Origin of the sequence: Tetragenococcus koreensis, from assembly GCF_003795145.1 — a bacterium.
GTDB classification, from domain to species: domain Bacteria; phylum Bacillota; class Bacilli; order Lactobacillales; family Enterococcaceae; genus Tetragenococcus; species Tetragenococcus koreensis.
Genome location: NZ_CP027786.1, coordinates 214,446 through 238,133, shown reverse-complemented (window position 1 = coordinate 238,133; position 23,688 = coordinate 214,446). Strand labels below are relative to the sequence as shown.

At 36.2% G+C, this 23,688-nt stretch carries 26 protein-coding genes and 1 riboswitch; of the genes, 3 read left to right on the top strand and 23 right to left on the bottom strand.

All coding sequences use genetic code 11. From position 1 onward, the window contains the following. Positions 1–142 precede the first annotated feature (142 nt). Positions 143–292 carry a 50S ribosomal protein L33 gene (rpmG, locus tag C7K43_RS01230; RefSeq protein WP_010753318.1) on the top strand — a complete coding sequence of 50 codons (150 nt, stop codon included), beginning with the start codon at positions 143–145 and terminating at the stop codon, positions 290–292. A 281-nt stretch (positions 293–573) separates the two neighbouring features. Here rpmG and apf read toward each other — a convergent pair whose 3' ends face one another. The 5 genes from apf to C7K43_RS01205 form a co-directional block, all read right to left on the bottom strand. Then, entirely contained in the window at positions 574–1,185 is a 612-nt protein-coding gene (apf, locus tag C7K43_RS01225) for an aggregation-promoting factor (protein ID WP_124005174.1), read from the bottom strand. A 381-nt stretch (positions 1,186–1,566) separates the two neighbouring features. After that, positions 1,567–2,331 (bottom strand): DNA/RNA non-specific endonuclease, encoded by a 765-nt coding sequence (locus C7K43_RS01220; protein ID WP_124005173.1) that lies wholly within the window; start codon positions 2,329–2,331, stop codon positions 1,567–1,569. 91 nt (positions 2,332–2,422) lie between these two features. Further along, positions 2,423–2,878 carry a hypothetical protein gene (locus C7K43_RS01215; protein ID WP_124005172.1) on the bottom strand — a complete coding sequence of 152 codons (456 nt, stop codon included), beginning with the start codon at positions 2,876–2,878 and terminating at the stop codon, positions 2,423–2,425. Positions 2,879–3,030: 152 nt separating this feature from the next. After that, a complete protein-coding gene (locus C7K43_RS01210; RefSeq protein WP_124005171.1) occupies positions 3,031–4,236 on the bottom strand; it encodes a CCA tRNA nucleotidyltransferase in 1,206 nt (401 codons plus the stop codon). Positions 4,237–4,267: 31 nt separating this feature from the next. Next, positions 4,268–4,576, bottom strand: coding sequence for a nucleotide pyrophosphohydrolase (locus C7K43_RS01205; protein ID WP_371859811.1), 309 nt, complete (start codon positions 4,574–4,576; stop codon positions 4,268–4,270). Between the two features lie 343 nt (positions 4,577–4,919). Between C7K43_RS01205 and C7K43_RS01200 the strand changes: the two genes are divergently transcribed. Further along, complete coding sequence (locus tag C7K43_RS01200) at positions 4,920–6,230, top strand: ISL3 family transposase (RefSeq protein WP_124005169.1); 1,311 nt, start codon at positions 4,920–4,922, stop codon at positions 6,228–6,230. Positions 6,231–6,308: 78 nt separating this feature from the next. Here the strand turns inward: C7K43_RS01200 and C7K43_RS01195 are convergent, their stop codons facing one another. The 11 genes from C7K43_RS01195 to C7K43_RS01145 form a co-directional block, all read right to left on the bottom strand. Further along, the gene (locus tag C7K43_RS01195; RefSeq protein ID WP_124005168.1) at positions 6,309–6,869 is read right to left on the bottom strand and encodes a YpiB family protein; all 561 of its coding nucleotides are present in this window, start codon (positions 6,867–6,869) and stop codon (positions 6,309–6,311) included. A 4-nt stretch (positions 6,870–6,873) separates the two neighbouring features. Then, on the bottom strand, positions 6,874–8,133 hold the full coding sequence (locus C7K43_RS01190) for a tetratricopeptide repeat protein (RefSeq protein WP_124005167.1): 1,260 nt from the start codon (positions 8,131–8,133) through the stop codon (positions 6,874–6,876). A 9-nt stretch (positions 8,134–8,142) separates the two neighbouring features. Further along, the gene (locus C7K43_RS01185) at positions 8,143–9,180 is read right to left on the bottom strand and encodes a hypothetical protein (RefSeq protein ID WP_124005166.1); all 1,038 of its coding nucleotides are present in this window, start codon (positions 9,178–9,180) and stop codon (positions 8,143–8,145) included. Between the two features lie 416 nt (positions 9,181–9,596). Further along, complete coding sequence (locus C7K43_RS01180) at positions 9,597–9,926, bottom strand: HU family DNA-binding protein (protein ID WP_157977717.1); 330 nt, start codon at positions 9,924–9,926, stop codon at positions 9,597–9,599. 185 nt (positions 9,927–10,111) lie between these two features. Beyond that, positions 10,112–11,422, bottom strand: coding sequence for a ribosome biogenesis GTPase Der (gene der / locus C7K43_RS01175; protein WP_124005164.1), 1,311 nt, complete (start codon positions 11,420–11,422; stop codon positions 10,112–10,114). A 229-nt stretch (positions 11,423–11,651) separates the two neighbouring features. After that, positions 11,652–12,869 carry a 30S ribosomal protein S1 gene (rpsA, locus tag C7K43_RS01170; protein ID WP_124005163.1) on the bottom strand — a complete coding sequence of 406 codons (1,218 nt, stop codon included), beginning with the start codon at positions 12,867–12,869 and terminating at the stop codon, positions 11,652–11,654. Positions 12,870–13,050: 181 nt separating this feature from the next. Then, positions 13,051–13,458 carry a DUF4430 domain-containing protein gene (locus C7K43_RS01165; protein WP_124005162.1) on the bottom strand — a complete coding sequence of 136 codons (408 nt, stop codon included), beginning with the start codon at positions 13,456–13,458 and terminating at the stop codon, positions 13,051–13,053. A 12-nt stretch (positions 13,459–13,470) separates the two neighbouring features. Beyond that, positions 13,471–14,139: a (d)CMP kinase gene (cmk, locus tag C7K43_RS01160; protein WP_124005161.1), complete on the bottom strand. Its 669-nt coding sequence runs from the start codon at positions 14,137–14,139 to the stop codon at positions 13,471–13,473. A 125-nt stretch (positions 14,140–14,264) separates the two neighbouring features. After that, positions 14,265–15,020, bottom strand: a complete 756-nt coding sequence (locus C7K43_RS01155) for an SAG1386/EF1546 family surface-associated protein (protein WP_124005160.1) — start codon at positions 15,018–15,020, stop codon at positions 14,265–14,267. A gap of 77 nt (positions 15,021–15,097) precedes the next feature. Further along, a complete protein-coding gene (locus C7K43_RS01150) occupies positions 15,098–16,489 on the bottom strand; it encodes a RecQ family ATP-dependent DNA helicase (protein WP_124005159.1) in 1,392 nt (463 codons plus the stop codon). Next, positions 16,483–17,493 carry a helix-turn-helix domain-containing protein gene (locus tag C7K43_RS01145; protein ID WP_124005158.1) on the bottom strand — a complete coding sequence of 337 codons (1,011 nt, stop codon included), beginning with the start codon at positions 17,491–17,493 and terminating at the stop codon, positions 16,483–16,485. Before C7K43_RS01145 ends, C7K43_RS01150 begins: the two co-directional genes overlap by 7 nt. 26 nt (positions 17,494–17,519) lie before the next feature. Here C7K43_RS01145 and C7K43_RS01140 point away from each other — a divergent pair, with 26 nt between their 5' ends. After that, entirely contained in the window at positions 17,520–17,735 is a 216-nt protein-coding gene (locus C7K43_RS01140; RefSeq protein WP_124005157.1) for a ferredoxin, read from the top strand. 336 nt (positions 17,736–18,071) lie between these two features. On the opposite strand, the gene C7K43_RS01135 is transcribed toward C7K43_RS01140, so the two are convergent. From C7K43_RS01135 to C7K43_RS01105, 7 genes are all read right to left on the bottom strand, one after another. After that, positions 18,072–18,677, bottom strand: coding sequence for an ECF transporter S component (locus C7K43_RS01135; RefSeq protein ID WP_124005156.1), 606 nt, complete (start codon positions 18,675–18,677; stop codon positions 18,072–18,074). Positions 18,678–18,814: 137 nt separating this feature from the next. Beyond that, positions 18,815–18,938, bottom strand: a riboswitch (FMN riboswitch). 51 nt (positions 18,939–18,989) lie between these two features. Next, positions 18,990–19,712: a pseudouridine synthase gene (locus C7K43_RS01130; protein WP_124005155.1), complete on the bottom strand. Its 723-nt coding sequence runs from the start codon at positions 19,710–19,712 to the stop codon at positions 18,990–18,992. After that, positions 19,713–20,303 carry an SMC-Scp complex subunit ScpB gene (gene scpB / locus C7K43_RS01125; RefSeq protein WP_124005154.1) on the bottom strand — a complete coding sequence of 197 codons (591 nt, stop codon included), beginning with the start codon at positions 20,301–20,303 and terminating at the stop codon, positions 19,713–19,715. After that, positions 20,296–21,063, bottom strand: a complete 768-nt coding sequence (locus tag C7K43_RS01120; protein ID WP_124005153.1) for a segregation/condensation protein A — start codon at positions 21,061–21,063, stop codon at positions 20,296–20,298. The genes scpB and C7K43_RS01120 overlap by 8 nt, the downstream gene beginning before the upstream one ends. Positions 21,064–21,102: 39 nt before the next feature. Further along, complete coding sequence (xerD, locus tag C7K43_RS01115) at positions 21,103–21,993, bottom strand: site-specific tyrosine recombinase XerD (protein ID WP_124005152.1); 891 nt, start codon at positions 21,991–21,993, stop codon at positions 21,103–21,105. Between the two features lie 258 nt (positions 21,994–22,251). Continuing rightward, on the bottom strand, positions 22,252–22,710 hold the full coding sequence (fur, locus tag C7K43_RS01110) for a ferric iron uptake transcriptional regulator (RefSeq protein ID WP_124005151.1): 459 nt from the start codon (positions 22,708–22,710) through the stop codon (positions 22,252–22,254). Between the two features lie 107 nt (positions 22,711–22,817). Continuing rightward, positions 22,818–23,681, bottom strand: coding sequence for a CvfB family protein (locus tag C7K43_RS01105; RefSeq protein ID WP_124005150.1), 864 nt, complete (start codon positions 23,679–23,681; stop codon positions 22,818–22,820). Positions 23,682–23,688: the final 7 nt, after the last annotated feature.

Here is a 23,688-nt window from a genome sequence, read left to right as displayed (position 1 = left end):
CATACGGATACAGATATGAAAAATTTTGTGTCAAGCAAACTTACTTAACATTTTTGTATAAAAATCTAGAATTTTATTGGCAAACATGATATGATAATTAAGTCCAAAAAATTGGAGCATATAGTTATAGGAGGGAAAACAAATGCGTGTAAACATTACATTAGAATGTACTTCTTGCAAAGAACGCAATTATTTAACAAGTAAAAACAAACGTAACAACCCTGATCGCTTGGAAAAAAAGAAATATTGTCCACGTGAAAGAAAAGTTACTTTGCATCGCGAAACAAAATAACAAAGAATGTTTTCACCTGCCAAACAGCTGGTCAACAGTTACTTAGCAGGTGTTTTTTTATTCTCTAAACGAAGGCTTTAAACGGATATTTTTTGATGACTCCCTACCTCTCTGATCTATTCCCATCGCCTTAGTTGCTCCTTCTTCCTTCACTAATAAATACTCTTTCCACCACCTGACACTTTTCCCATTTAATGAAATTAATTGGCTATTTTTAAATTTATCCAACAAAAAAAGCTCTATCCGAAGATAGAACTTTAAGTTTACTTTTTATTTACTGATTAATACCAGCCGTGTGATTGCCAGAAGCTCTTAGCGCCTTCCCAAGAACCATAGCGATCATTAACATATTGATTAGCTACTTTTTCTTGGTTTGCTGCTGAATGGTCACCATTCAAGTAAGATGAATCTAATTGATAACGACCGATGTAACGACCATTTGTTGCAGAGTAAGAACCACTAGATTCTTTATTTGCAATCCATTCTTTTGCAGAAGATGAACCTGCTGAAGAAGATTGGTTTGAGCTTGATTCTTGTTTTTTAGGAGCTGCTTGTTGAGCAGGTTCTTTAACTTCTTGTTGTTGTACTTCTTGTTGAGCAGGTTGTTGAGCTTTTGCTTCTTGTTGTACTGGAGCTTTTTTGCTAGAAGAACCATCTGTTGCAATTGTTAATTGAGTTCCTTCAAAGATCATATTTGTATCTGCAATGTTATTGTCTTCTGCGATTGCATTAATTAAGCTATTATCGCCTGCAAATTTCATTGAGATTTTTGATAATGAATCATTTGCTTGAACAGTGTAAACTTCATCTGCATTTGCTTCGCTTGTACCAAGTGCCAATGTTGCTCCTGCTACTAATACTGTACTAAATAAAAGAGTTTTACTAAATTTCATGTGTGTTAATCCTCCAAGAATTTTTTTTAATTAAGTTGTGCTCTTAGCTACAATCAATAATTTACCATTGATTTGTATTTCGTGTGTAAAAAAATGGTAACAATTCATTACAGTTTGATAAAAAAGATGACAAAAAATTCTGCGCTTAAAAATAATATGTTATTTTAATAGGGAAATAGCCAAAAGAAAAAAGTATCACAAATGCTATTTTATAAACATTTACACATTGGTATTTCGAAAACAAAATACTCCTCCTTTCATTTTTTTATTTCTGGTTATTTGTAATAATAAATGTAAAAAATATGAATTTAAACAGAAAAAAAGACCTCAAAAAATGACAATAAAGTCTTTTTTGAGGACAATTTTTTATTTATAACATTTCTATGAGGCTTTTTTTGAAGCTCCTGTTTCATAATTTATTTGGTAACCATCTTGTATATTATATAGATAAATGTTAAAGCGGAACTGATCATCTTCGATACTCTGCGCTTCCATTTCAACCCCTCTAGGAACTAGATCATTATCTTTAAATAAAGGCGTAATGCGATAACGCACATGATGATTCGTTTCTTTTAAGTAAGCTGCTACTTGCTCTTCGTACTCTCTCATGGGCCCTTGGTTCATTTGCTGAGTTCCAGTAAATAAGTTCTTCCAATTATCATCTTCGCCAGTTAACTGAAAACCAATCAAATGTGAACGGTTATATAACCACTGGCCACCTGTGATTTTCTTTTGCTTCCAGCCTGATGGATAGACTTGTGAAATATCTCCGCGTTCTTCTTTGGGCATCATCTTCTTATGTAACATCGCATTCGCTGGACCGACTCGATTCATAGAATCCAAATTAGAAAAAGTTTGCCACGCTCCATTTTCCAACGACAAATCATCTTCGGAGAAAAAAGGTTGATCATCATTTAATGTGACGACCTCATCTTCACCATTGTAATCCGGTAAAGAATTTAGTTGAGGATAATCTGCCGTGGTATTTTGGGGTTCAAACGCCTCGATAACAGAACTTAGGTCGTTTAGATCAATACTAGATAGATCAACTTTCCCAGCTGTTGCTGTAAATAAGACAAGGAAAAGTAGCGAAACAAACAATGCTTTGGCTGTTTTAGGGCCCGTTTTTTTTCGTTTATTTGCCATCTAATGTTCTCTTTCGATTAATTTTTTTATTCTTTTAACAAAGAAACAGAGGCTGGGAATCATTATCCCCTAGCCTCCAAATAGATTTTAATTAAGCTAAATAGTCGCTATAAACGTCATCCACTGTATTATCAGGATCAATTACAACATAAAGATTTTTTGTTGATTCACTCACTTTTGTTGTTTGGTTAACGTTGTCCAATCCTTCTTCATCTTTATCAGTATACGGGAAGTATATCGTGTCGGGTACTCCGTTTTGATAAACAATTTCCATATATTCGATATCTTGATATTTTAATGCTCGTGAGAACATACCCATCTCAAGTCCGCCTAAGTTGATATCAGAAGTTGCTACATGATCGCCTTCTTGATAAACTTCCATTTTAAAAGCAGCACAAGGATGAATTTCTACAAAATCACTGCCATTAATTCGTCCATAGCTAGTCGTTACTTGTTTGATCCATAAATCGCCGATGTGCCGACGATCAATTGTCCAAGTTTCGCCATTACGGAAAAATAATTTTAAAGCTTTCATCTGTCTTGACATACTAAAATCCCCCCTACTTATTTGTTAACAAACTTACAATGTAAGTTTAGCACAAACCATGACTAAGGTAAATACAGCGGTTAAAAGATCCCACCTTTAAAGTTTCGCCGGTTATTAAACTTCCTGCTTATTCAATTAATGGTCGTTTCTTCTCATTTAACTTGTTGTTCGGCTAGTTGCAACAGTTCTTCTTTTTTATTTGGTACTTGTTGATGAATGACAGCTTTTTCTAAAGACGTTAACTGTTCTTTTAACCATTTCCCTGGCTTTTTATCAAAGTAAGTCATCAGATCGTTACCATTAACAGCCAATTCTTTTAGTGAATGGATGGGTAGTCGATGGTAATCGATCAGTACTTTTTCAAGACTTGCAGTTTTACCGTAAAATGGAAGCAGCTCTTCTACTAAAATAGCTTGTGTTTCACCTAATTGATATAACAGATCGGCAGTGAATGCTTGTTCTTTTCTTATTTGTAAGCCATAGAACACTGATTGGACAGTTTTAATCATTTCGTTTGAACACTTCCACTCTTTTAAAAAGGGCCGTATATCTGCTTCTTTCAGATTGAGCTGATCAATCAATAAGACCCAAGCTTGGCTTTCTTGTTTGATCACTTTTTCTGGTAAAGCAGCAAAGGATAATAATTCTTCTTTCTTACCGGCTAGCGCAGGACAATATTCAAAGCATTGGCTTTCTACAAGGGTTTGAACCCCTTTTTTCCTATAATTACCTAATAAAAGTTTTACAAACTCTACATTAATACGTTCAATCGATATTTTTTTAAGAAGTTGATGATTTTCTTTGATAGCTGAAAAAGTTTCTTTTTCCAAATCGAAACCTAATTGACTTACAAAGCGCAATCCACGCATCATACGCAATGCATCTTCATAAAAACGTTCATGGGGGTCGCCAACTGCCCGTAAGATACGATCATCTAAATCTTTTAACCCATCGAATAAATCAATAATTTCGCCATCTTCCCTAATGGCAAAAGCATTAATAGTAAAATCGCGGCGCTTTAAATCTTCTTTTAATGATCGGACAAATTCAACATGTTCAGGACGACGAAAATCTTGATAGATCGATTCTGTTCGAAAAGTTGTAATTTCATACTGACCAGATCGTTCTAAAACTAAGACTGTCCCATGCTCAATTCCTACGTCAATTGTTTTAAAGAAAATTTGTTTAATTTCTGCAGGAAAAGCGCTCGTCGCAATATCAACATCGTGAATCGGTTGGTTTAATAAGACATCCCGTACGCTACCTCCCACAAAATAAGCTTCATGGCCAGCTTGCTCAATTTTTTTGAGTATAGGCAGTGCTTGTTGGTATTCAGCTGGGATTTTTTTCAGTTTCATTTTCTTAGCCCTTTCCTACTTGCTTTCATACTTATTCATTGTCTTTTCGTTCAAAACGGTAACGATCTCTCTGATTGAACTTTTCCATGTTTTTTTCAAATACTTCAGTTAAATCTATGTCCAATGAATTGGCCATAATCATCGTGACAAATAAAACATCTCCCAGTTCTTCTTTTACCGTATTAGGTGCTTCTGTAGCTTTTTTCTGTTTTTCTCCATAATAATGGTTCACTTCTCTGGCTAATTCACCAATTTCTTCTGTCAATCGGGCCATTTGTGCCAAAGGCGTAAAATAACCTGATTTAAATTGTTGGATATACTGATCCACTTCTTTTTGCATAGCAATTAAAGTATAATTTTCGGACAATGAAAGTCCCTCCTTTTACTGAGTTCCTTTCTATTTTAGCAAAAGTATGCTCGAATTCCTAGAAAAGGAACATCATAATCCAACTACCTAAATCGAATAATTTCTCAAATGCGCAAGCAAAATAAAAACCTCTGTCAACTTAACTATCGTTGACAGAGATTTTTTCGGCTCTATAATTTCTAGTGTTGGTAGACAAGAATGATTTTCTTGTAGCCCATACTAGTTTTTTTATATTTTCTGAGCAAAATAGAAAACAGACACCTTGAAAACCCGTAGAATAAAGGTACCAAACAAATATCCAAAGGAGTGTTTCAAGATGTCCATCTCTCATTATACTAAAGAAATCCTAGATATCCTAGACTTAAATCTGACTTTTGAAGAAGATTGTTTCCAAAAAGAAGCCATTAACGGCGTCATTTGTTTTGTCTTTTATGGTCAGCTTTCTTATCGTCCACAAGCCTGTTTTCACTGTGGCGAAGAAGATACGGCTTGTTTAATGAAATGGGGATTCAAGGAAGTGACGATTCAGCTTAACGATGTGAGTGAATACAAAACCTTACTTAAAATGAAGAAACAACGTTTTCGTTGTAAAACTTGCGGGAAAACTTCTATCGCCGAAACCAGTGTCGCGGACCGTCATTGTTCGATCGCTCGACGCGTCAAACTCGCCATTGCAGAAAAATTAGCTCAACCCTTGTCGATGTCAATGGTCGCCCGGTTGAAGCATGTTTCGCCGACGACAGTTTTACGTGTGCTGCATAGTTTTCAACCTAAACAGCTAACCCCCAATACTTCCTTACCGGAAGTACTTTGTTTTGATGAATTTCAATCGGTCAAACGAGTTTCTGGTGCCATGAGTTTTATTATGATGAATGGGAAAACGCGGCAACTCTTAGAGATTGTCGCTAATCGACAACTGCCTCATTTAGAAGCCTTTTTCGCTCGTTATCCTAGAGAGGAAAGAGCCAAGGTGCACTATGTCGTTTCGGATTTTTACAGTCCGTATGCTTCCTTAGTTAAAGCCCTTTTTCCTAATGCGCAGTTAGTCATTGATCGTTTCCATATGAGCCAACATATTGGGCGAGCTTTCCAACAACAACGGAAACAAGTGATGAACACCTTTAACCGTCGGCAAAAAGAATATAAGCACCTCAAAAAATATTGGAAACTTCTACAGAAAAAAGCTTGGGCACTGGATTACAAAAAACGATATTGGCGGCCTAGTTTTCGGGATCATTTAACCGAGCAAGAGATTGTCGACCGCTTATTAAGTTATCATTCCACGCTTAGACAAGGCTATAAAATCTATCAATCGTTCCTTTCTGCATTTCATAAGCAAGATATCGAACGTTTGGATCAATTATTAAAAACCGATTTGTCTCAGCTTCCTGACCCGTTTCAGCCCGTAGTCAAGACCTTTCGCAAGTATCGACAAGAGATCCGGCTGGCTTTAACGGTGCCTTACTCTAATGGTCCTTTAGAAGGTTTAAATAATCATATTAAAGTCCTAAAACGAGTCGCTTATGGTTTCCATAGCTTTGAGAACTTTCGGCAACGGATCTTTTTATACCGAGGAAAGTATTTCCAACCCGGACCCTTACCTATACAAACTAAAAAAAGCAGCTAGACCATAGCGCCTAACTGCTTCCTTTATTTATCGAGTTTTCTTTACCAACACCAGTTGACAAAGAGCCATTTTTTCCTGTTATGAGTTGCTATTGACTTCTTTTTGGGCGATTAACTGGTTTACTTTTTCTGAAAGCTCCATAAAAGTCACTTGATCGTTACTTTCCAGCGCTTGATCAATTTGTTGGTATAGTTCCGATATTTCTGCTTGAATGGTTTCTTTCTTAAAATAGTTTTCTACTCGAGCTAACGTTTGAGTATCCATAGTGTCATTCCAACGATAATACGGATTATCTTCTAAAATTCCTAAATACAATTCGTTGCCCCAAGAATTACTAAATTGACATTCTATATAGAGTGGATCCTGCCAGTTTAACCGAATTTCGTGAAAAATCTGATCGCTATCATGAAATACTTCTCCGTCAATAAATAAAGAAATAGGTTCTCCATAAAAACGCTGGGTGCAAATTGTAATACCTCTAGGTGTACGGCGAGCTTTTTCCACAAAATGGACATATTTTAAAATAGATTCATGGTTTGCTAAGTAATTCAGTATCCAAGAAACCTCCCTTTTAGCAAAAGCTTCATGCGAAACAAACCAATTTAAAAACCGCCTTTTATCTAGCGTGGCAATTTCCATACTTTCACCATCTTTCTGATAGATCATCTAAAATCGATGCAGCTTCCATGTCTCCAGGTTCATGTTCTAAATAGTGAGAAAGGTAGGATTTAGCTTCTTCTAAGCGTCCTTCTTCGCGCAAGAAGATACCATATTCTTTCATAAAATCTGCTTCCTGTTTTAAATCAACACTCGCTTGTTCATAATACTTACTAGCTTGCTCAAATTCTTCTAATTCATTGTATGCATAGGCTAAGTTCCATAGAGCGTAAGGATTTTGCGAATTTTCCATTCCTTCAACTGCTTTTATTGCTTCATCAAAGCGCTCTTCATCTAGATATAAATTACTGAGTGCTAAAAGTGTTTCATCCGTTTTTTCTCCTAACTCTAAGGCTTGCAACAAGAAATCTTCCGCCTTTTTAGCATCGTGCAGGCGATAACTATTTTCAGAAGCAAAATGATACAAATCCGGTTGGTAAGGATTTTCATGAATTCCTTCTTCAGCAATCGTTTGAGCTTCTTCAACCAGCTCTTCTTCTTGTAAACTTTCAGCTAAAGGTAAATATAAGGCACGATATTGTGGATTTAATTCGCGCAATTCTCGCAGATAATGAATCGCTTTGTCATTATCTTTTAGCTGCCGATAAACAAAGGCCGTTTGAAATAACCGTTCATCAGTTTCTTCTTCCTCTAAAGAAGCTTCTAAATATTCAACTGCAGCTTCAAAATCTCCTTCTAAGCTAAGGGTAGTCCCCAATCGTTCTCTAATTGATACATTGTTGATTTCATCTTCGCCTAGTTCTAGTAAATGTTGATAAATAAACTCTGCTTCATTCATTCGATCCATTGAAAGATAAAGCTCTGCCAAAGCAAACTGAACTAACGGTTCATCAGGAAGTATATGAGACGCTTCTTTTAACTTTGCTTCACTTACTTCAGGAATTCCTAAAACTTGGTATAAGTCAGCAGTAATTAATAAAGCTTGGGGGTACAATTCGCTGGTAGGATCAACTTCTTCTAGTAATTCAAGCGCTGTGTCCGTTTCATTATTTTCAACTGCAATTTCTGCTAAAGGCAAGTTCATTTCTTTTTGTTCAGGTTGACGTGATTTCAAGTTTTCAAAAATTTGTTTAGCTTCTTCTAAAAAACCAATTGAAAGCAAAGCTTCCCCTAGTTCTTCTAAGACATCTTCGTCGTCATTTTTGATCGCTTGATTTAATTGTAACTGTGCTTGGGCAATATCTTCTTGATCTAAGGCCTCAAGCATTTTTTCGCTATATGTCATTCATTTCCCTCAAATCTCTGAAATAATTTTTTGATAATGATTTATTGCTTTTATAACCGTTTTTTCATCAGCTGCCTGGCTCTCCCCAATTTTCCCAATCTCTGATAAGACAAGCAACTTGCGCCCTTCTTGTAAAGTGAGTACATTTTCTAAATACTCACCAATTAACAGTTGTTCTGGTAACTCAATTGGATACCCTAATGTTTTTAACCAAATCATGAAGTTTTCAATTTGAAATGCAGAACCATTTATTGTCAAATTCCAAAATAGATGCAAAAGCAATCCTAAAAAACGTTTCATATGAGCAGAAAGCAAGTGACCATTTTCAGTTAGATAGAAAGCTTTTTCAAAAGTTGTTCCATAAGAAGTAATGGCGGGTGCATTTGACTCGTATAATTGTACGGCATGTTCAATAAAGGCAATAAAGGAGGACGTCTGTAGTTGCTTTTTCGTAGGAAAGTTTTTAAATAATAACTGCAAAAACGAGTAATCGCTGACTAACCCTGCTTGGAGAAACATTTGCAAATCAATTAATTTTCCGTCCGCTTGTTTTTGCACGATAGATTGATCTAAAAAGATATATTCGGGTAAATTTTTTTGTTGCAATAATTCATTATACGGTTCCTTACAAATCGTACAGTTTTCTGCTAATGCACTGAAGAAAGAACGTAAAGAAGTGGGAATAACCCAAAATTCTCCAGAATGCAGCACCGTTTTTTGTAAGAAGCCGGTCAATTGTACTACTCCTTCATTACCAAAAGCAACGAAAAGGTACTCATTTGATTGCGGAAATCCACCTAAAAACTGCAAAAATTCTGTCAGCTCTTCTAAATGATTACAATATAACTGATTGCGACAAATATACCAGTCAATAAAACTATGGGGAAATGCTTGTTGGATTTTTTGAAAAAACTGATCGTAATACCGTTGATTGGTTAAAATAATCACATGTTTATCAGCCGGCAACGCCTCGCGAATACTTCTTGCAAGAAGTTCTCCATAAATAACCTGAGTAATTAAGTCTTGTCTTTGATAGGTTAATTGCATGCAATTTCCCCCGCATCTCGTTATGTTATGCCTATTATACCATGAAAACAATCCAATTGAGAAGATTTGCCAATTACAGTTAAAACGTTTAAATATTTCTTGAAAAAATTGCATTTAGTAAAATGATTTTGACTTGTTTTTGCGTATTTACTAATGAATGACTTTTTAGTAAGAAGCACAAAATCATTTCATTCCTCAAAAATAACAAAACGAGTAAAGGAATAATAAAACGCTCCTCAATATAATGTTGTTGAGGAGTAAAAATTCATTACCCAATAAACCTTTAAGCTAATAGTCAGTATAGTTTGTCCGCAAATGCTAAACGATATAATTAACCATAACATTCTTTTATCAATAAGTTTTATGTATTGAACAAAAAAACCCTTGATTTCTCAAGGGTTTCTAAAATACAAATTTTATTTTACAGCGTCTTTTAACGCTTTACCAGGTTTGAATGCTGGTACATTGCTTGCTGGGATCTTAATTTCTTCACCAGTTTGTGGGTTACGTCCTTTGCGTTCTGCGCGAGAACGTACTTCGAAGTTACCAAAACCGATCAATTGAACTTTTTCGCCGCTAGCTAGAGAATCTTGAATAGTTGAAAATACAGCATCAACTGCTGCAGTTGCGTCTTTTTTAGTTAAATCAGTCGCTTCTGCAACTTTTTCGATTAATTCTGCTTTATTTGCCATGGATGGAATCACCTCCTGAAAATATAATGATGTTTCGGTATAAATCACGTTCATTTGGATAACCCAAAATCATGTGACAAATATTGATTCACTGGATCAATATTCTGATATAACGTTATCATAAGAACCTTTTAATATCAAGGATTTTCGCCATTTTAGGGCCATTTTTTTCTTTTTTAGCTATTTATTTAGAAAAAGCCAGAATCCTTTGCCAAAGGGAAAAAACTATGGTAAAATTTTTATTTTCTCTTACGAGGAATAATATGGATAGGTGTTCCTTCAAAGGCAAATGCTCGACGAATTTGATTTTCCAAAAAGCGCGAGTAAGAAAAGTGCATCAATTTTTCATCATTGACAAAAACAACAAAGGTAGGCGGTTTTACCGCAACCTGGGTCGCATAGAAAATTTTCAGTCGTCTTCCTTTATCTGTAGGCGTTGGGTTGATCGCTACTGCATCCATAATTACATCATTTAAAATAGATGATGGTACACGCAAATTCTGGTTCATTCCTACACGTTCAATTAAATCAGGTAACTGGTTCAATCGTTGTTTTGTTTCCGCAGAAACGAAAATAATTGGTGCATAGTCCAGGTATAGGAACTCATTGCGAATTTTTTCTTCAAATTTACGCATCGTATCAGTCTTTTTTTCTAATAAATCCCATTTATTTACAACGATGATAATCGCGCGTCCTGCTTCATGAGCGTAACCTGCAATTTTTTTATCTTGCTCTCTAATTCCTTCTTCAGCATTTAGAATCATCAAGACAACATCCGAACGATCAATAGCAGTCATTGCACGCATCACGCTATATTTTTCTGTCTTTTCGTAAACTTTTCCTCGTTTTCGCATACCAGCTGTATCAATCATAGTAAATTCTTGACCACTTTCACTGATAAAGCGAGTATCAACTGCATCTCGCGTTGTTCCTTCAATTTCTGAAACAATCACACGATTTTCACCCAACATCGCATTAATCAGTGAAGACTTCCCTACGTTCGGTCGACCAATTAAACTAAAATGGATAATTGATTCATCTTCTTCACTTTCTTCACTAGGAAAATGTTTAATTGCCTCATCTAAAACATCTCCCAAGCCTATTCCATGACTACCCGAAATTGGATACGGATCTCCGAGTCCTAAAGTATAAAAATCAAAAACCTCATGACGCATTTCTGGATTATCAGCTTTATTTACAGCTAAAACAACAGGTTTATCACTTCTATATAAAATACGCGCCACTAGTTCATCAGCTTCAGTCACACCTTCACGTACACTTGTTACAAAAAGTATAACGTCTGCTTCCTCAATGGCAATCTCTGCTTGATATTTGATTTGGTCTTTAAATGGTTCATCGCTTAAATCGATTCCGCCAGTATCAATAATATTAAATTCTTGGTTAAGCCATTCTCCTTTTGTATAAATACGATCACGAGTAACACCCGGCGTATCTTCTACAATCGAAATTCGTTCTCCCGCAATTCGATTAAAGATTGTTGATTTACCGACATTCGGACGGCCAACAATCGCTAACGTTGGATTTGGCATTTTCTTCCCTCCATCTTCAACTGTACAATGACATTTCTATCGAAAACAATCAGCATATATGGTTAAAATTATAACCAACACATCCCTTACTTTTTCATCATACAGGCTTCTCTTTTAACTTAACTAGTGTACCCAATGAAACCCAAACATGCAAGCATTCTTAAATATTTCATTTTTGGCATAAAAAAAAGACTGCTAAGAAAACAGTCTCTTTTTCAAGAATTAATGCTTACTCTTCTTCATTATCGTCATTTAAGGTTTCACCTAAGATATCACCCATAGTAAACCCTGAACCTTCTTCAGAATCTTGATAATCTTCAGGTTCTGGTTCATATGTTTCTTCTGCTTCAGGCTTTTCTTCTAGTGCTTTAATACTTAGCGCAATCCGATGTTCATCAGGATTAACATCTAAGACTTTCACTTGGATATGATCCCCTTCTGTCAATACTTCATGCGGTGTTGCGATATGTTTGTGCGAAATTTGTGAAATGTGAACTAAGCCTTCCACCCCTGGGAATACTTCCACAAAAGCGCCAAAACTTGTTAAACGTTTTACAGTTCCTTCTAAAATACTACCTTTGGGCGCTTTTTCTTCAATATCAGTCCAAGGTCCAGGTAAAGTATCTTTAATCGACAAGGATACACGTTCAGTCGTTGGATCAACTGATAAAACTGCAACGTTCACTTTATCGCCCACACTTAATACATCACTAGGTTTGCCAACGTGTGAATGAGAAATTTCAGAAACGTGAACCAAACCGTCGATTCCGCCAAGGTCAATAAACGCACCAAAGTCAGTTAGACGTGCAACTGTTCCTTCAATTACATCGCCTTCTGCAATAGAATCGAGCAATTCTTTTTTTTGTTTTTCTTTTTCTTCTTGAACGATCGCTTTATGAGATAAGATCAAGCGATTTTCTGAAGGTTCAATTTCAATGATTTTGAATTCTAAAGTTTGTCCTTTGTAGTCATTAAAATCATCAACAAAGTAGTCTTCAACCATAGAAGCAGGTACAAAGCCTCGTACACCAACATCAACAACGAGACCGCCTTTGACTACGTTGGTAACCGGTGCTTCGATCGTTTCGCCGTTTTGATATTTTTCTTCAATTTCTTCCCAAACTTTTTTAGCGTCAAGACGACGTTTGGAAAGTAGATAGCTACCATTTTCCTTATCTTTTCCAATGGAAGAAATAACGACAAGGTCAAGCACATCTCCGACTTTCACTACTTCGTTAATATCGTCTACAGGTAAAGTTGATAACTCTTTGGCAGGAACGACACCTTCAACTCCTGTACCCTCTATTCCAATGACCGCTTGTCTATCCTCGATGGCAAGCACTTCACCTTTTACGATATCTCCAACTTTTACTTCGTGAACAGCATTTAAAACATCTTCCATTGTTTCACCGTTTTCTTCAAAGTTGTTATTTTCAAATTCTGTCATAACATATGTCCTCCTAACCAACGATTTAAAAAACACTACACTTTTTAGTGTATGCTATAATGGCAAAAAAATAAAGCGATTTCTGCGTATTTTTGTTGAAAAGTCCTAAATTACGCCAAATTTATTTATTAGGCGTTTGCTAATGACTTATTTCTAGATGGTTCTTATAAGTTAAGACCATCTATTCAACTTTATCATAAGTAAAAACGACTTGATCACTATCTTCTAAAGTAGTTTCATTTGCGCCGGTATTGACCATTTCATCATCAATTGTATATGTCCAATACATATTTTCATCTTCATCTTGTTCAACGTCGTCGATAGCTGTGATCATACCGCCATCTTCTTCAATAGAAAAATTATCTTGCATCACTTGCATTAGTGTTTCATCTGTCGTTGTTTCTATTTCTTTTTCATCGATCGTTTCGTCTTCTTTTTCGATTTCAACTGTAACGGCAATTTCTTCTTGTTTTTGTCTCGTTTGTGTCGTTGCTTCATTGGTATCAGCAGAATTTTGTTCATTTGTTGAACAACCAACAATAAATAAAGCACTCAAAAGCGCCAAACAGGCACTCATTTTTTTCTTCATTTAAATTCCCCCTTACACTTTTTCTTTAGTTACCTCTTTGATCTTTGCCACCACTTCGGCGATGGTCATTCCCGTGGTGTCGACTAAGACAGCATCTTCGGCTTGTTTTAGCGGAGAAGTAGCACGATGCGAATCAGTGTAATCTCGTTGTTCAATTTCACCTTTTAACGTGTCAAAATCACTTTTTATTCCTTTAGCCTGATTTTCTTTATAGCGCCTTTTTGCTCGTTCGCTTGCTGAGGCGACTAAAAAAATCTTGACTTCAGCGTCAGGAAGTACTGTTGTACCGATATCCCTTCCATCCATTACGACGCCACCTGAAGCAGCAATCTTCTGCTGTGCTTTGACCAAATGAGCTCGGACCTTTGGAAAAGCCGAAACCTCAGATACATTATTGGTTACTTCAGGTTGACGAATGGCATCTGTAATATCTTGTTCTTCCACAAATATGAGTTGCCTATGATCTGTTTGCTTAAAAGTGATTGGGTAATTCTCAATCAATTCAACTAAAGCCGCTTCATCTGTCAGAGGTACTTGACGTTTTAAGGCTAAATAAGTGACACTCCGATACATCGCTCCAGTATCTGTATAAATAAATCCACAGTCTTTAGCGATAATTTTAGCCACCGTACTTTTCCCTGAAGATGCTGGACCGTCAATGGCAATATTGATTTTGTGCATGTCGTTTCTCCCTTGTCTAAAACAAAAAAATATTTAGTTTATAATAGTTGAACCCTTATCTCATAGCCAAAAGATACAAGTACTTGACTAACTGATATTAAAAAAAACCGCATGGGCGGCTTTTTTTATTCGGTTCTTAACTCTTGTCCTGGATTTACGTGAAAATTATTAGGATCCATTCCATTTAGTTCAGCAAGTTCTTCAACGCTCAATCCGCTTCTTTCAGCTACTTGTTGTAGCCCGTCGCCAGCTTGAACAGTTGCATAGCCACTGCCACCTTGGCTGCCTTGATCATCTTGAGCTTCTTGTTGTTCTTGTCCTTCTTGGCCTTGACCTTGTTGATCTTGACCTTGTTGGTCTTGTTGTCCATCTTGTTGACCTTGCTCTTGGCCTTGGTTTTGATCTTGTCCTTCATTTTGAGCTTGACCTTGATCTTGCGCTGCTTGTTGGTCTTCTTCAGCTGCCTGTTGCTGTTCTTCTTCTGCAGCTTGTTGTTGCTCATCTTCAGCAGCTTGCTGTTCTTCATTTTCATCTGCTTCTTCTTCTGAAGAAGTTTCTTCAGTTGAGCTGCTTTCTTCTGTCGAAGATTCCTCTGAAGTAGACGTTGTAGATGATTCTACTGTACTTGACGTAGTTTGTTCAGTATTAGCAGCAGTTTCAGTATCGTTATTCCGGTTCATAACCCATAAACCAGCAACGGTAGGTACTGCAATAATTAAAACTAACAAAACAACAACAATCGTTAGGAAGCCGCTACTTCCTTTCTTTTGATGACGTTGTTGCGAACGAGACGTATTTTCTTCGTCGCTTTCTGTATCATATATGGGTTGTTCCCACGGTTCTTGTTCTTGCGAATCTTTGTTTCTATCTTTTCTACTCACTTCACATGACCTCCCACTCACTATCTTTCCGCTGTATTATACCATAGGTTATCCGTTTATGTCTTCCAAAATCGCTGTCATTTTTCTTCTTTAAACATTTTTAGTAAAATATCTTGCCAATGCATTCTTTCTGCTGAAAAATTAAAGTTTTTTACTTCGATTGATGTATTTGATATGCCATGAAAATCACAACATCTATCAGGAACTTCTGTCAATGTTTCACCAAAATATTTTAATAAAAATTCTCGGCGACATCCGTTATACCGGACATATCCAAGCATTTGTTCAAGCTTTTTCTGTTTCTCTGTCTCATTTTGCCTTAGTTGAGCTAAGAAAAAATCTTTTCCCGAAATTTTTATCTGTCGCAACCACTTTTCTTGTAGTTCTGTTAAATTTATTAGTTGTTTCTGTTCTAAGCGAAATTCAAAAAGCTCCCGTTCTTGCTGAGCCTGTTGCTGCATAAAGTAATGGATTTTCTCGTCTTTTGATTGATATAAAAGAATCGCATCGCTAGGTTTTTGATCCCGTCCACTTCGCCCAATTTCTTGCATATAGTTCTCCATACTATCTGGTAGCTCATAATGGATGACTGTCCGGATATCGGGCTTATCAACTCCCATACCAAACGCATTGGTACAAACGAGAAACTGTAGCTGGTCGTTGATAAATTGTTGCTGCAAAAGTCTTCTTTGGCTACTGTCTAAACCACCATGATAATAGCCAATAGTATATTTATTTTTTAATTGATAATACAGTTCTTCCACTTTTTTTCTGGTTGCACAGTAGATAAGAACTGACCCTTTAGCATTTGTCAGTATTTTTTTCAAATCAGCTAATTTTGCTTTTGACTGAATTACAGATAAAGAAATGTTGGGTCGATCAACAGAATCATAATACTCATCTGTATTCTGGTTAAGCAATACTGTTTTGATCTCTTCTTTGACCTCATTGGTAGCTGTAGCAGTCAAAGCTAAAGTTATCGGATTTCCCAACCGTTTTTTTGCTTGTTTCAAATTCCGATACTCAGGACGAAAATCAATTCCCCACTGGGAAATACAATGGGCTTCATCAACCACAAATAAGGCAATCTCAACAAGCTGTAAGCGAGATAGAATTTTTTCTTGCATCAGCATTTCTGGACTTAAAAAAACAAATTTATAGTTCATAAGGTGTTCTAAAATATACATTTTATCTTGTTCATTTAAATTTCCGTTTAGAATAACGCCACGTTTTTCACCATATTTTTGTAAAGAAGAAAGTTGATCTTCCATTAAGGAAATCAATGGTGTAACAATTAATATTGTCCCCTCCTTTAGGTAAGCAGGAAGTTGATAACAAAGGCTTTTACCTGTCCCTGTTGGAAGCACAGCTAAAGTATCTTTGCCCTGCAATAACGATGAGATGGCTTCTTTTTGCCCCGGGCGAAATTGCTTATAATGAAAATAACGATATAATGCTTCTTCTAACATAGCGTGGCTTTCTTCCTCCATATTTGATAGAGACGAATTTCTAAAAACGTTGCATCAAACGTTTCTTCGAGTTCTTTAAACGGATAAGTAAATGAATTCATAGGCAACTGTTTTAATTTTTTTTGCGTTTTTGGCGATAAAAAGTTTGTAAAGGGGAACTCTGAATCTGCCAAAGCCCATTCTATCAGATGATCTTGAATGGTCCCTCTTTTTAACTTTCGCTGTTGCATTACCTCATCAATGCTACTTCCTTGTTGGATCAACTTACGTGTTTGAAGCATACTTTGATTATAATTTTGTAAAAGCAGCGGAAGCAAAAATTTATATAATAGTTGTTCAGAATGACTAGTAACTTGAGCTAAAAAGTGATGAATCGCTGCTGATTTGTATAAAGACGGCCAAGGAAACGCTCCATATTTATCGGGGGTCAGTTGAAAAAAGGCTTCTCCTTCTTGTTGGTAGCCTGAAAGTGTTTGAGCTAGCAGATCAGCGTGCTCTTTGGACAAATTCTGGAATATTTCTGTTACTTCTTGATATAGCCTACTCGGCAAATCGCCTTTATACTGATGGATAAACGTTCGTACTCGTTCTGTATAGATTGGTGCATTTTCTAGTGGTACATACGTTGTTTCTTTCCCTAAAAAGGAAGCTGCTTGTAACAAAAAACGAACAGATCGCCAACATACTTCTTCCTTTCTACCGAATTTAAAGAAATTCAGCGATTGAAACGTGGGAATTTGTAGTAAACTCGTCTCCGATTCCTTTTTCACTATGCTTAATTGCTGCTGCTCTTCTTTTAACCATCCTTGGTTGGTTAAATCTTCTAATTTCCGATAAAATTCTGCTTCGTCTAAAGTTGGCAAAACGGAGAAAAAAGGCAAGAGATCATAAAAGTAAGCATAGCTTAGAACAGAGGTCGTATGTTTGCCAACTAAGATCTGGTAAAGCGTGGTTTTTTTCAACTTGTCATTTGCCATAAACAACGATAAAATAAATTCGTCCATATAACCTCCAGAAAGAATGTGAACAAATGTCTCGATTATGTAAAATTGTGCCTGAACGCTGCATCGCTTGTGGTTTATGTGCGTTATACGCGCCAGAAATTTTTGATTATGACGATAACGGCATTGTTCTGTTTGCACAAGAACCTGAAGCAAATCAGCAATTCATTCCTGCTAAAGACCAGGGAGCTGTCATTGAAGCTTATAAACAATGCCCGGTAAGAGCTATCTTATTGGAAAAATAACTCTATATTGATTATACACGAAATTTTCCGCCATTAAATGGGCTAGAGATAAAATTTTCTTTAGTAACCTTTTTTGATTAGGGTGACTACTTTTCGAAAATGACATTTGATTGCAAGGGTAGCACCACAACATGTTTAAAAATAAGTAATACTTTCGAAAACATCAAGGGACATTTTGAAAGCGTCCCTTGATGTTTCTTGAGAACAAGGAAAGTATGAACGACTTCTTTTCTTACTGACAAATAAATGAAAATCACCAGCTAAACAAAATTTTGTTTAACTGGTGATTTTTCGTTTACTAGCTTGTCTAAAGCTTACAGGTTTTAACCCTTGTTTTTAATGTTTAATCATTGTTGAATGAGATGTTGAATGGCGTTGTTTTCTACTAATCCAGGGAAGTAGTTTAGCATGTAATACTAAGAACACAGCACTCACCAGTCCACCTTTAATTAAATTAAATGGCAAAATTCCAAGGACTACATAATTAGCTAACGGCATTCCTAACATCTCAGTTACCGATAGTTGGAAAAATCTCAAATATAATGGTGTAATTACAAAATAATTGGCTACACTCATAAATAAGGTCATAGAAAGTATCCCTAAAAGAGTACCTAAAATTTTATTACGTAAGTTCGCACCTTTATTAAAGAAATAATAAACGGGTAAACAATAAAGAGTGGTTGCTAAAAAGCTGGCTACATCACCTACGATGTTTTGCGGCGCTAGTCCTGTCGTTATCATATGTAAAAATGAACGAAGGAAAGCGGTCAAAATACCACTTGCTGGTCCAAATAAAAACATACTTAAAATAACCGGAACATCACTAAAATCAATTTTCAAAAAACCAAAAGCGGGCATAACTGGGAACGCGATATACTGTAACACTAATCCCATTGCCGCAAACATTGCTACTGCCACCATTTTTCTTGCATTACTATGCATATAAATCCTCCTAGTACAAGGACTCATCTTCAATTGAACCTATTCATTTTTCTGTCTTTTGGTAATAAAAAAATACTCTATTTTCCCAAGGGAGAATAGAGTATTTGAACTATCAGAAGTCAGATAAACCAAATATGCTCTATCTTCTTTATCCAGACTGTACTGTCGGTATCGGATTCACACCGAATCAGCTACTTACATTAAGCAGCTCGTGGACTTTTACCACCGGTCGGGAATTGCACCCTGCCCCTGAAGACGAACCTTTATTATTTTTTTACAACTTAATTATACATGAACGGATAATAATTTCAACTATTTTATTTTTGTTTCTTCTAATAATCGGTTGATTTCATTTTTGTGTAACTCGCGATAATCCCCTGGTTTCAAATTTTCTAATGTTAAATTACCATAGCGTTCCCGCTTTAGTTTTTCAACTGGAAAACCACAAGCTTTTAGCATATTTTTTACCTGATGATTTCGTCCTTCATGGATCGTCAGCTGCACAATACTTGTTTGCGTCTTGGCATCCGTTGATAAAATTAAGAACTTTGCAGGCGCTAAATTTTTGCCTTCGATCTTCATTCCTTTGGTAACTGGCAATAATTTTTTATTTGTAGCAACGCCATTGACTTTAGCCACATAAACTTTATCTACTTCATGTTTGGGATGCATCAATTTTTGTGAAACGTCACCGTCATTGGTCAAAAGCAGCAAACCAGAAGTGTTATAGTCTAAGCGCCCAATCGGATAAATTCGTTGGCTGACTTCTGTAAAGTAATCCGTTACCACTGTACGTTTTTTATCGTCTGAAGCCGCGGAAATAACGCCGCGTGGTTTATAAAACATGAAATAAACAGGTTCTTCTTGATAAATAGGCACCTGATCAACTTCAATTTGGTCTTTTTTAGATACTTGCACGCCTAGTTCCTTCACTACTTCGCCGTTAACTTTGACGCGGCCTTGTGTGATATAATTTTCAGCTTTTCTTCTAGAAGCTATACCAGCATGGGCAATCACTTTTTGTAATCGTTGCATTTAATTTTCTCCTCTTTCTTCTGTTGGTTCTTCGTAACGATCGGCATATAAATCAAGCGGTATATCAGCTGATAACTCTTCTTCCATAGCTTGAATATCAGGTAATTCTTGAATTGATTTTAAACCAAAATAATCCATAAAATACTCTGTTGTTCCATACAAAATAGCTCTACCAGGACCTTCAACACGTCCTTTTTCTTCAATCAAGCGATTGGTTGTCAATTTTTGCACAGAACCAGAAGATTGAACACCTCTTATATCATCGACTTCCATCCGAGTAATCGGTTGTTTGTAAGCGATAATCGATAACGTTTCAAGTGCCGCCTGTGAAAGACGGTTAGCTATAGGCGATTTGGCATACTTTTTTAAAATAGGAGCATACTCTTTTTTGGCAGTTAAAACAAAAGAATTGCCTACCTCAAGGATATTTAAGGACGATTGCGAATCTTCTTGATATTTTTCACTCAATGTTTGAATCAACTGATAAATTTTAGGCGCTGGCTCTCCGATCAGAAAGCTTAATTCTTCTAGACGTACGCCTTCGTCCCCTGCGACAAAAAGCAGAGCTTCCAATTCTCCCATATTATCCATCCAAACGACCTCCTTGTCCTTCGTATACTGGGTAAAGTAGAATATCTTTGTAATTCGCACTTTGCGCTACATTCACTTTTCGACTCTTTACCAATTCTAATAAAGCGATAAATGTCACCACAATTTCACTTGTTTCAAAGTTATCCATAAAAGAATCTAACAAATACCCTTCACCCGCGTTTGCTCGTTGATAAAGCTGTCTTTCCATTGTACGCATTTTGTCGTCAATGCTAGTTTCGTCCGCCGCAATGGTTGTTTTAAGAACTTTCCTTTTTTTCTTTTTTTCTAGCATCGACTGAAAAGCAAGGTATAAATCAATCGTATTAAACTGCTCTTTTTCAAGTGATGTATCTTCGTCTTTATACTCGTCCATATCCATAGGCTCTTTAGTAAAATAATAGCTTCGTTCTTCTGCTTTTTCTGAAAGTTGTTGAGCAGCGTATTTATATTTTCGATATTCTAATAATTGTGCGACCAAACTTTCACGAGGATCCTCTTCATAGATATCATCGTCTTCTTCTAATTCTTGTTTAGGTAAAAGCATTTGACTTTTAATTGACATCAACGTTGCCGCCATAACAAGATAGTCTCCTGCTACTTCCAATTGTGACGTTTTCATTGCATGAATATAGTTCATATACTGATCAGTAACTTGTGCGATCGGAATGTCGTAAATATCTATTTCTAAGGTTTTTATCAGATGTAACAATAAATCTAAGGGTCCTTCAAATACATCCAACTTCAAATTTATTTCTTGCATGGTTGCTCCTCACCCATAAATCTACGCCCTTGAAAAAAATCAAGCACGTGGAAAATATTGTTTATATACATCAGCCATTCTTTTTTTGGTGATGTGTGTGTAAATTTGTGTGGTAGAAATATCAGCGTGTCCCAAAAGCTCTTGTACCGTTCGAAGGTCAGCACCATTTTCCAATAAATGGGTCGCGAAACTATGGCGCAATGTATGTGGGGTAACGTTCTTCATAATCCCTGCTTTTAAAACTAAGGCTTTTAGATTTTTCCAAATCCCTTGCCTAGAGAGCCCCGTTCCGTGGCCATTGACAAATAAATGCTCTTCTTCTGGATGTTTTTGACATAACAAAGGACGCGCTTCATCCAGATAAGTTTCTATCCATTGGATAGCAATATCTCCTAAAGGGACAATTCGTTCTTTATCGCCCTTTCCGGTTGTCTGTAACAATCCCATGCTTAAATGTAAGTCATTTAATTTTACGCCAATAAGTTCGCTCACACGCATCCCAGTTGCATACATTACTTCTAAAATCGCACGGTCACGTATGCCTAATACTTTTTTAGTATCAGGAGTTTCAATTAAACGTTCGACTTCATTGACATTCAGCGTATCCGGTAGCTTTTGTCTTTTTTTTGGTGATTCAATATGTTGCATGGGATCATGGTCCACGAAACGTTCTTGTCGAAGAAACTGATGAAAACGCCGCAGACTAGTTACCATCCGTGTTATAGTAGCTGCAGATTTATTTTCTTCTTGTAAGAACTGTAAAAAAGCAACAATAGTAAAACGGTCCACGCTTTGCCAATCCTTAATTTCTTCATTATGTAAAAAAGCTAGGTACTGATCTAAATCATGTTGATAGCTCTTCCGCGTATTATCCGAAAGTCCCCGTTCAATCAAAAGGTAGTGTAAATATTCCATTACTTGTTCGTCCATTCATTTTCCACCTTCTTCGTCTGCTTTTGAATTATCTCACAAAACAAACACAAACTGCAATCAATTTGGTAAAAATTAACACTTTGCATTGCTTGTTTCTCATTAAAAATACAAACGCAGATCAATTCTTCAATAAGTAATTCGTTTCCTATGCTTGTACAATCTATTTTCATCTTTATCTTACTTTCCTAATCCTATTCTTGCACTTAGACATTGATGAGAATAAAGTGTAAAACAGCAAAAAAAGAAAGCTGAACTTCAGCTTTCTTTAGGTTTATTTTGACAACTTTGGCAAATTCCATGAAATGTTAAGCGATGGTCTTTTACAATAAAATGAAACCGTTCTTCAACAATTTCTTCGACATTACCTAGCAAGTCTTCATCAATCTCTTCAATGCTCCCGCATTCAAGGCAAAGCAAATGGTGGTGAAAATGCTTGGCTCCTTCTTTTCTAAGATCATAACGTGAAACGCCATCATCAAAGCTAACTTTATCTACAATTTTTAAATCAACTAAAATTTCTAATGTGCGATACACCGTAGCCAAGCCGATATCTGGATTTTTTTGTTTCACAAAGAAAAAAATCTCTTCAGCAGATAAATGATCTCTTTCATTTTCCAACAAAACCAGCAACGTCGCTTCTCTTTGCGGAGTCAATTTAAAACCTGACTCGTGGAGCTGTTTTTTGGTTTTTTTCAACGCTTCACCAGTATTCATAGTAACCTCCACCATTTATTAATTATAATAATTATAATTTGAACATTGATTATCTAAGGGAACTTTAAAATGATTATAAAATAGAAAGAGGAAATAGACAAGCTTTCTCAATTGGAATTTTTGATTATTTTGGTTACGCCATTTTCTTGGGTAATTAACCCTTGTTTCATCAATCTTCCCAATGCTCGTTTAAATTGTGCTTTGCTAATGCCAAATAATTTTTTAATTTCTTCTGGTGACGTTTTATTCGTATAAGGCATTTCTTGCTCAGGTTTTTGTTTTAAATAAGCATAAATCATTGCTGCATCATCAGGAATTGCCTCATAAGCTCTAGGTTTCAAAGAAATATTTAATACGCCATCAGGACGCACCCCGATTACCCGACCCGCAACATGTTCGCCGAGACGAGGCTCCGTATACCGTTCTGAAGGATGAATAAAGCCGATATAATAATCATCTGTTAATAGATAAGTGCCCACTAATTTTAGACGATAAACGGTTCCTGCGATATTTTTATTTTTCATTTTCTCATTCGCAATTTTTTTCAATGATTGGTAATTTTTTTCTTCTGCTAACGAACCCCAAATGCGATCTTTTTTATCTACTCGTAAAGCAATCATTAAACGGTCACCCTTTTTGGGCCATAATTCATGCATCGTAGGAAGTTCATCCAAGGAAATTGCGATATCCTTATCTGGCAAACCAATATCGACAAACACGCCTAAATCGCGTCGGATTTCAGTTACTGGAGCAAAAGCATAGTGTCCTTTTCTTATTTTAGGAATTTCAGTAGTAAGTACTGCTTCTTGTTTTTGATTCAAGTAGCCAAAACCTTCAACAGCTTCTCCTAAATCATAGCTACCTTCTTCTTTATTTAACTTAAAAGTTTGTCCATTTTTTTGAACAAAATAATAATGTTCATTTTCATCAGTAATTAGTCCCGTAAAAACGGAAGCGATCAGTTCATTCATAAATTTT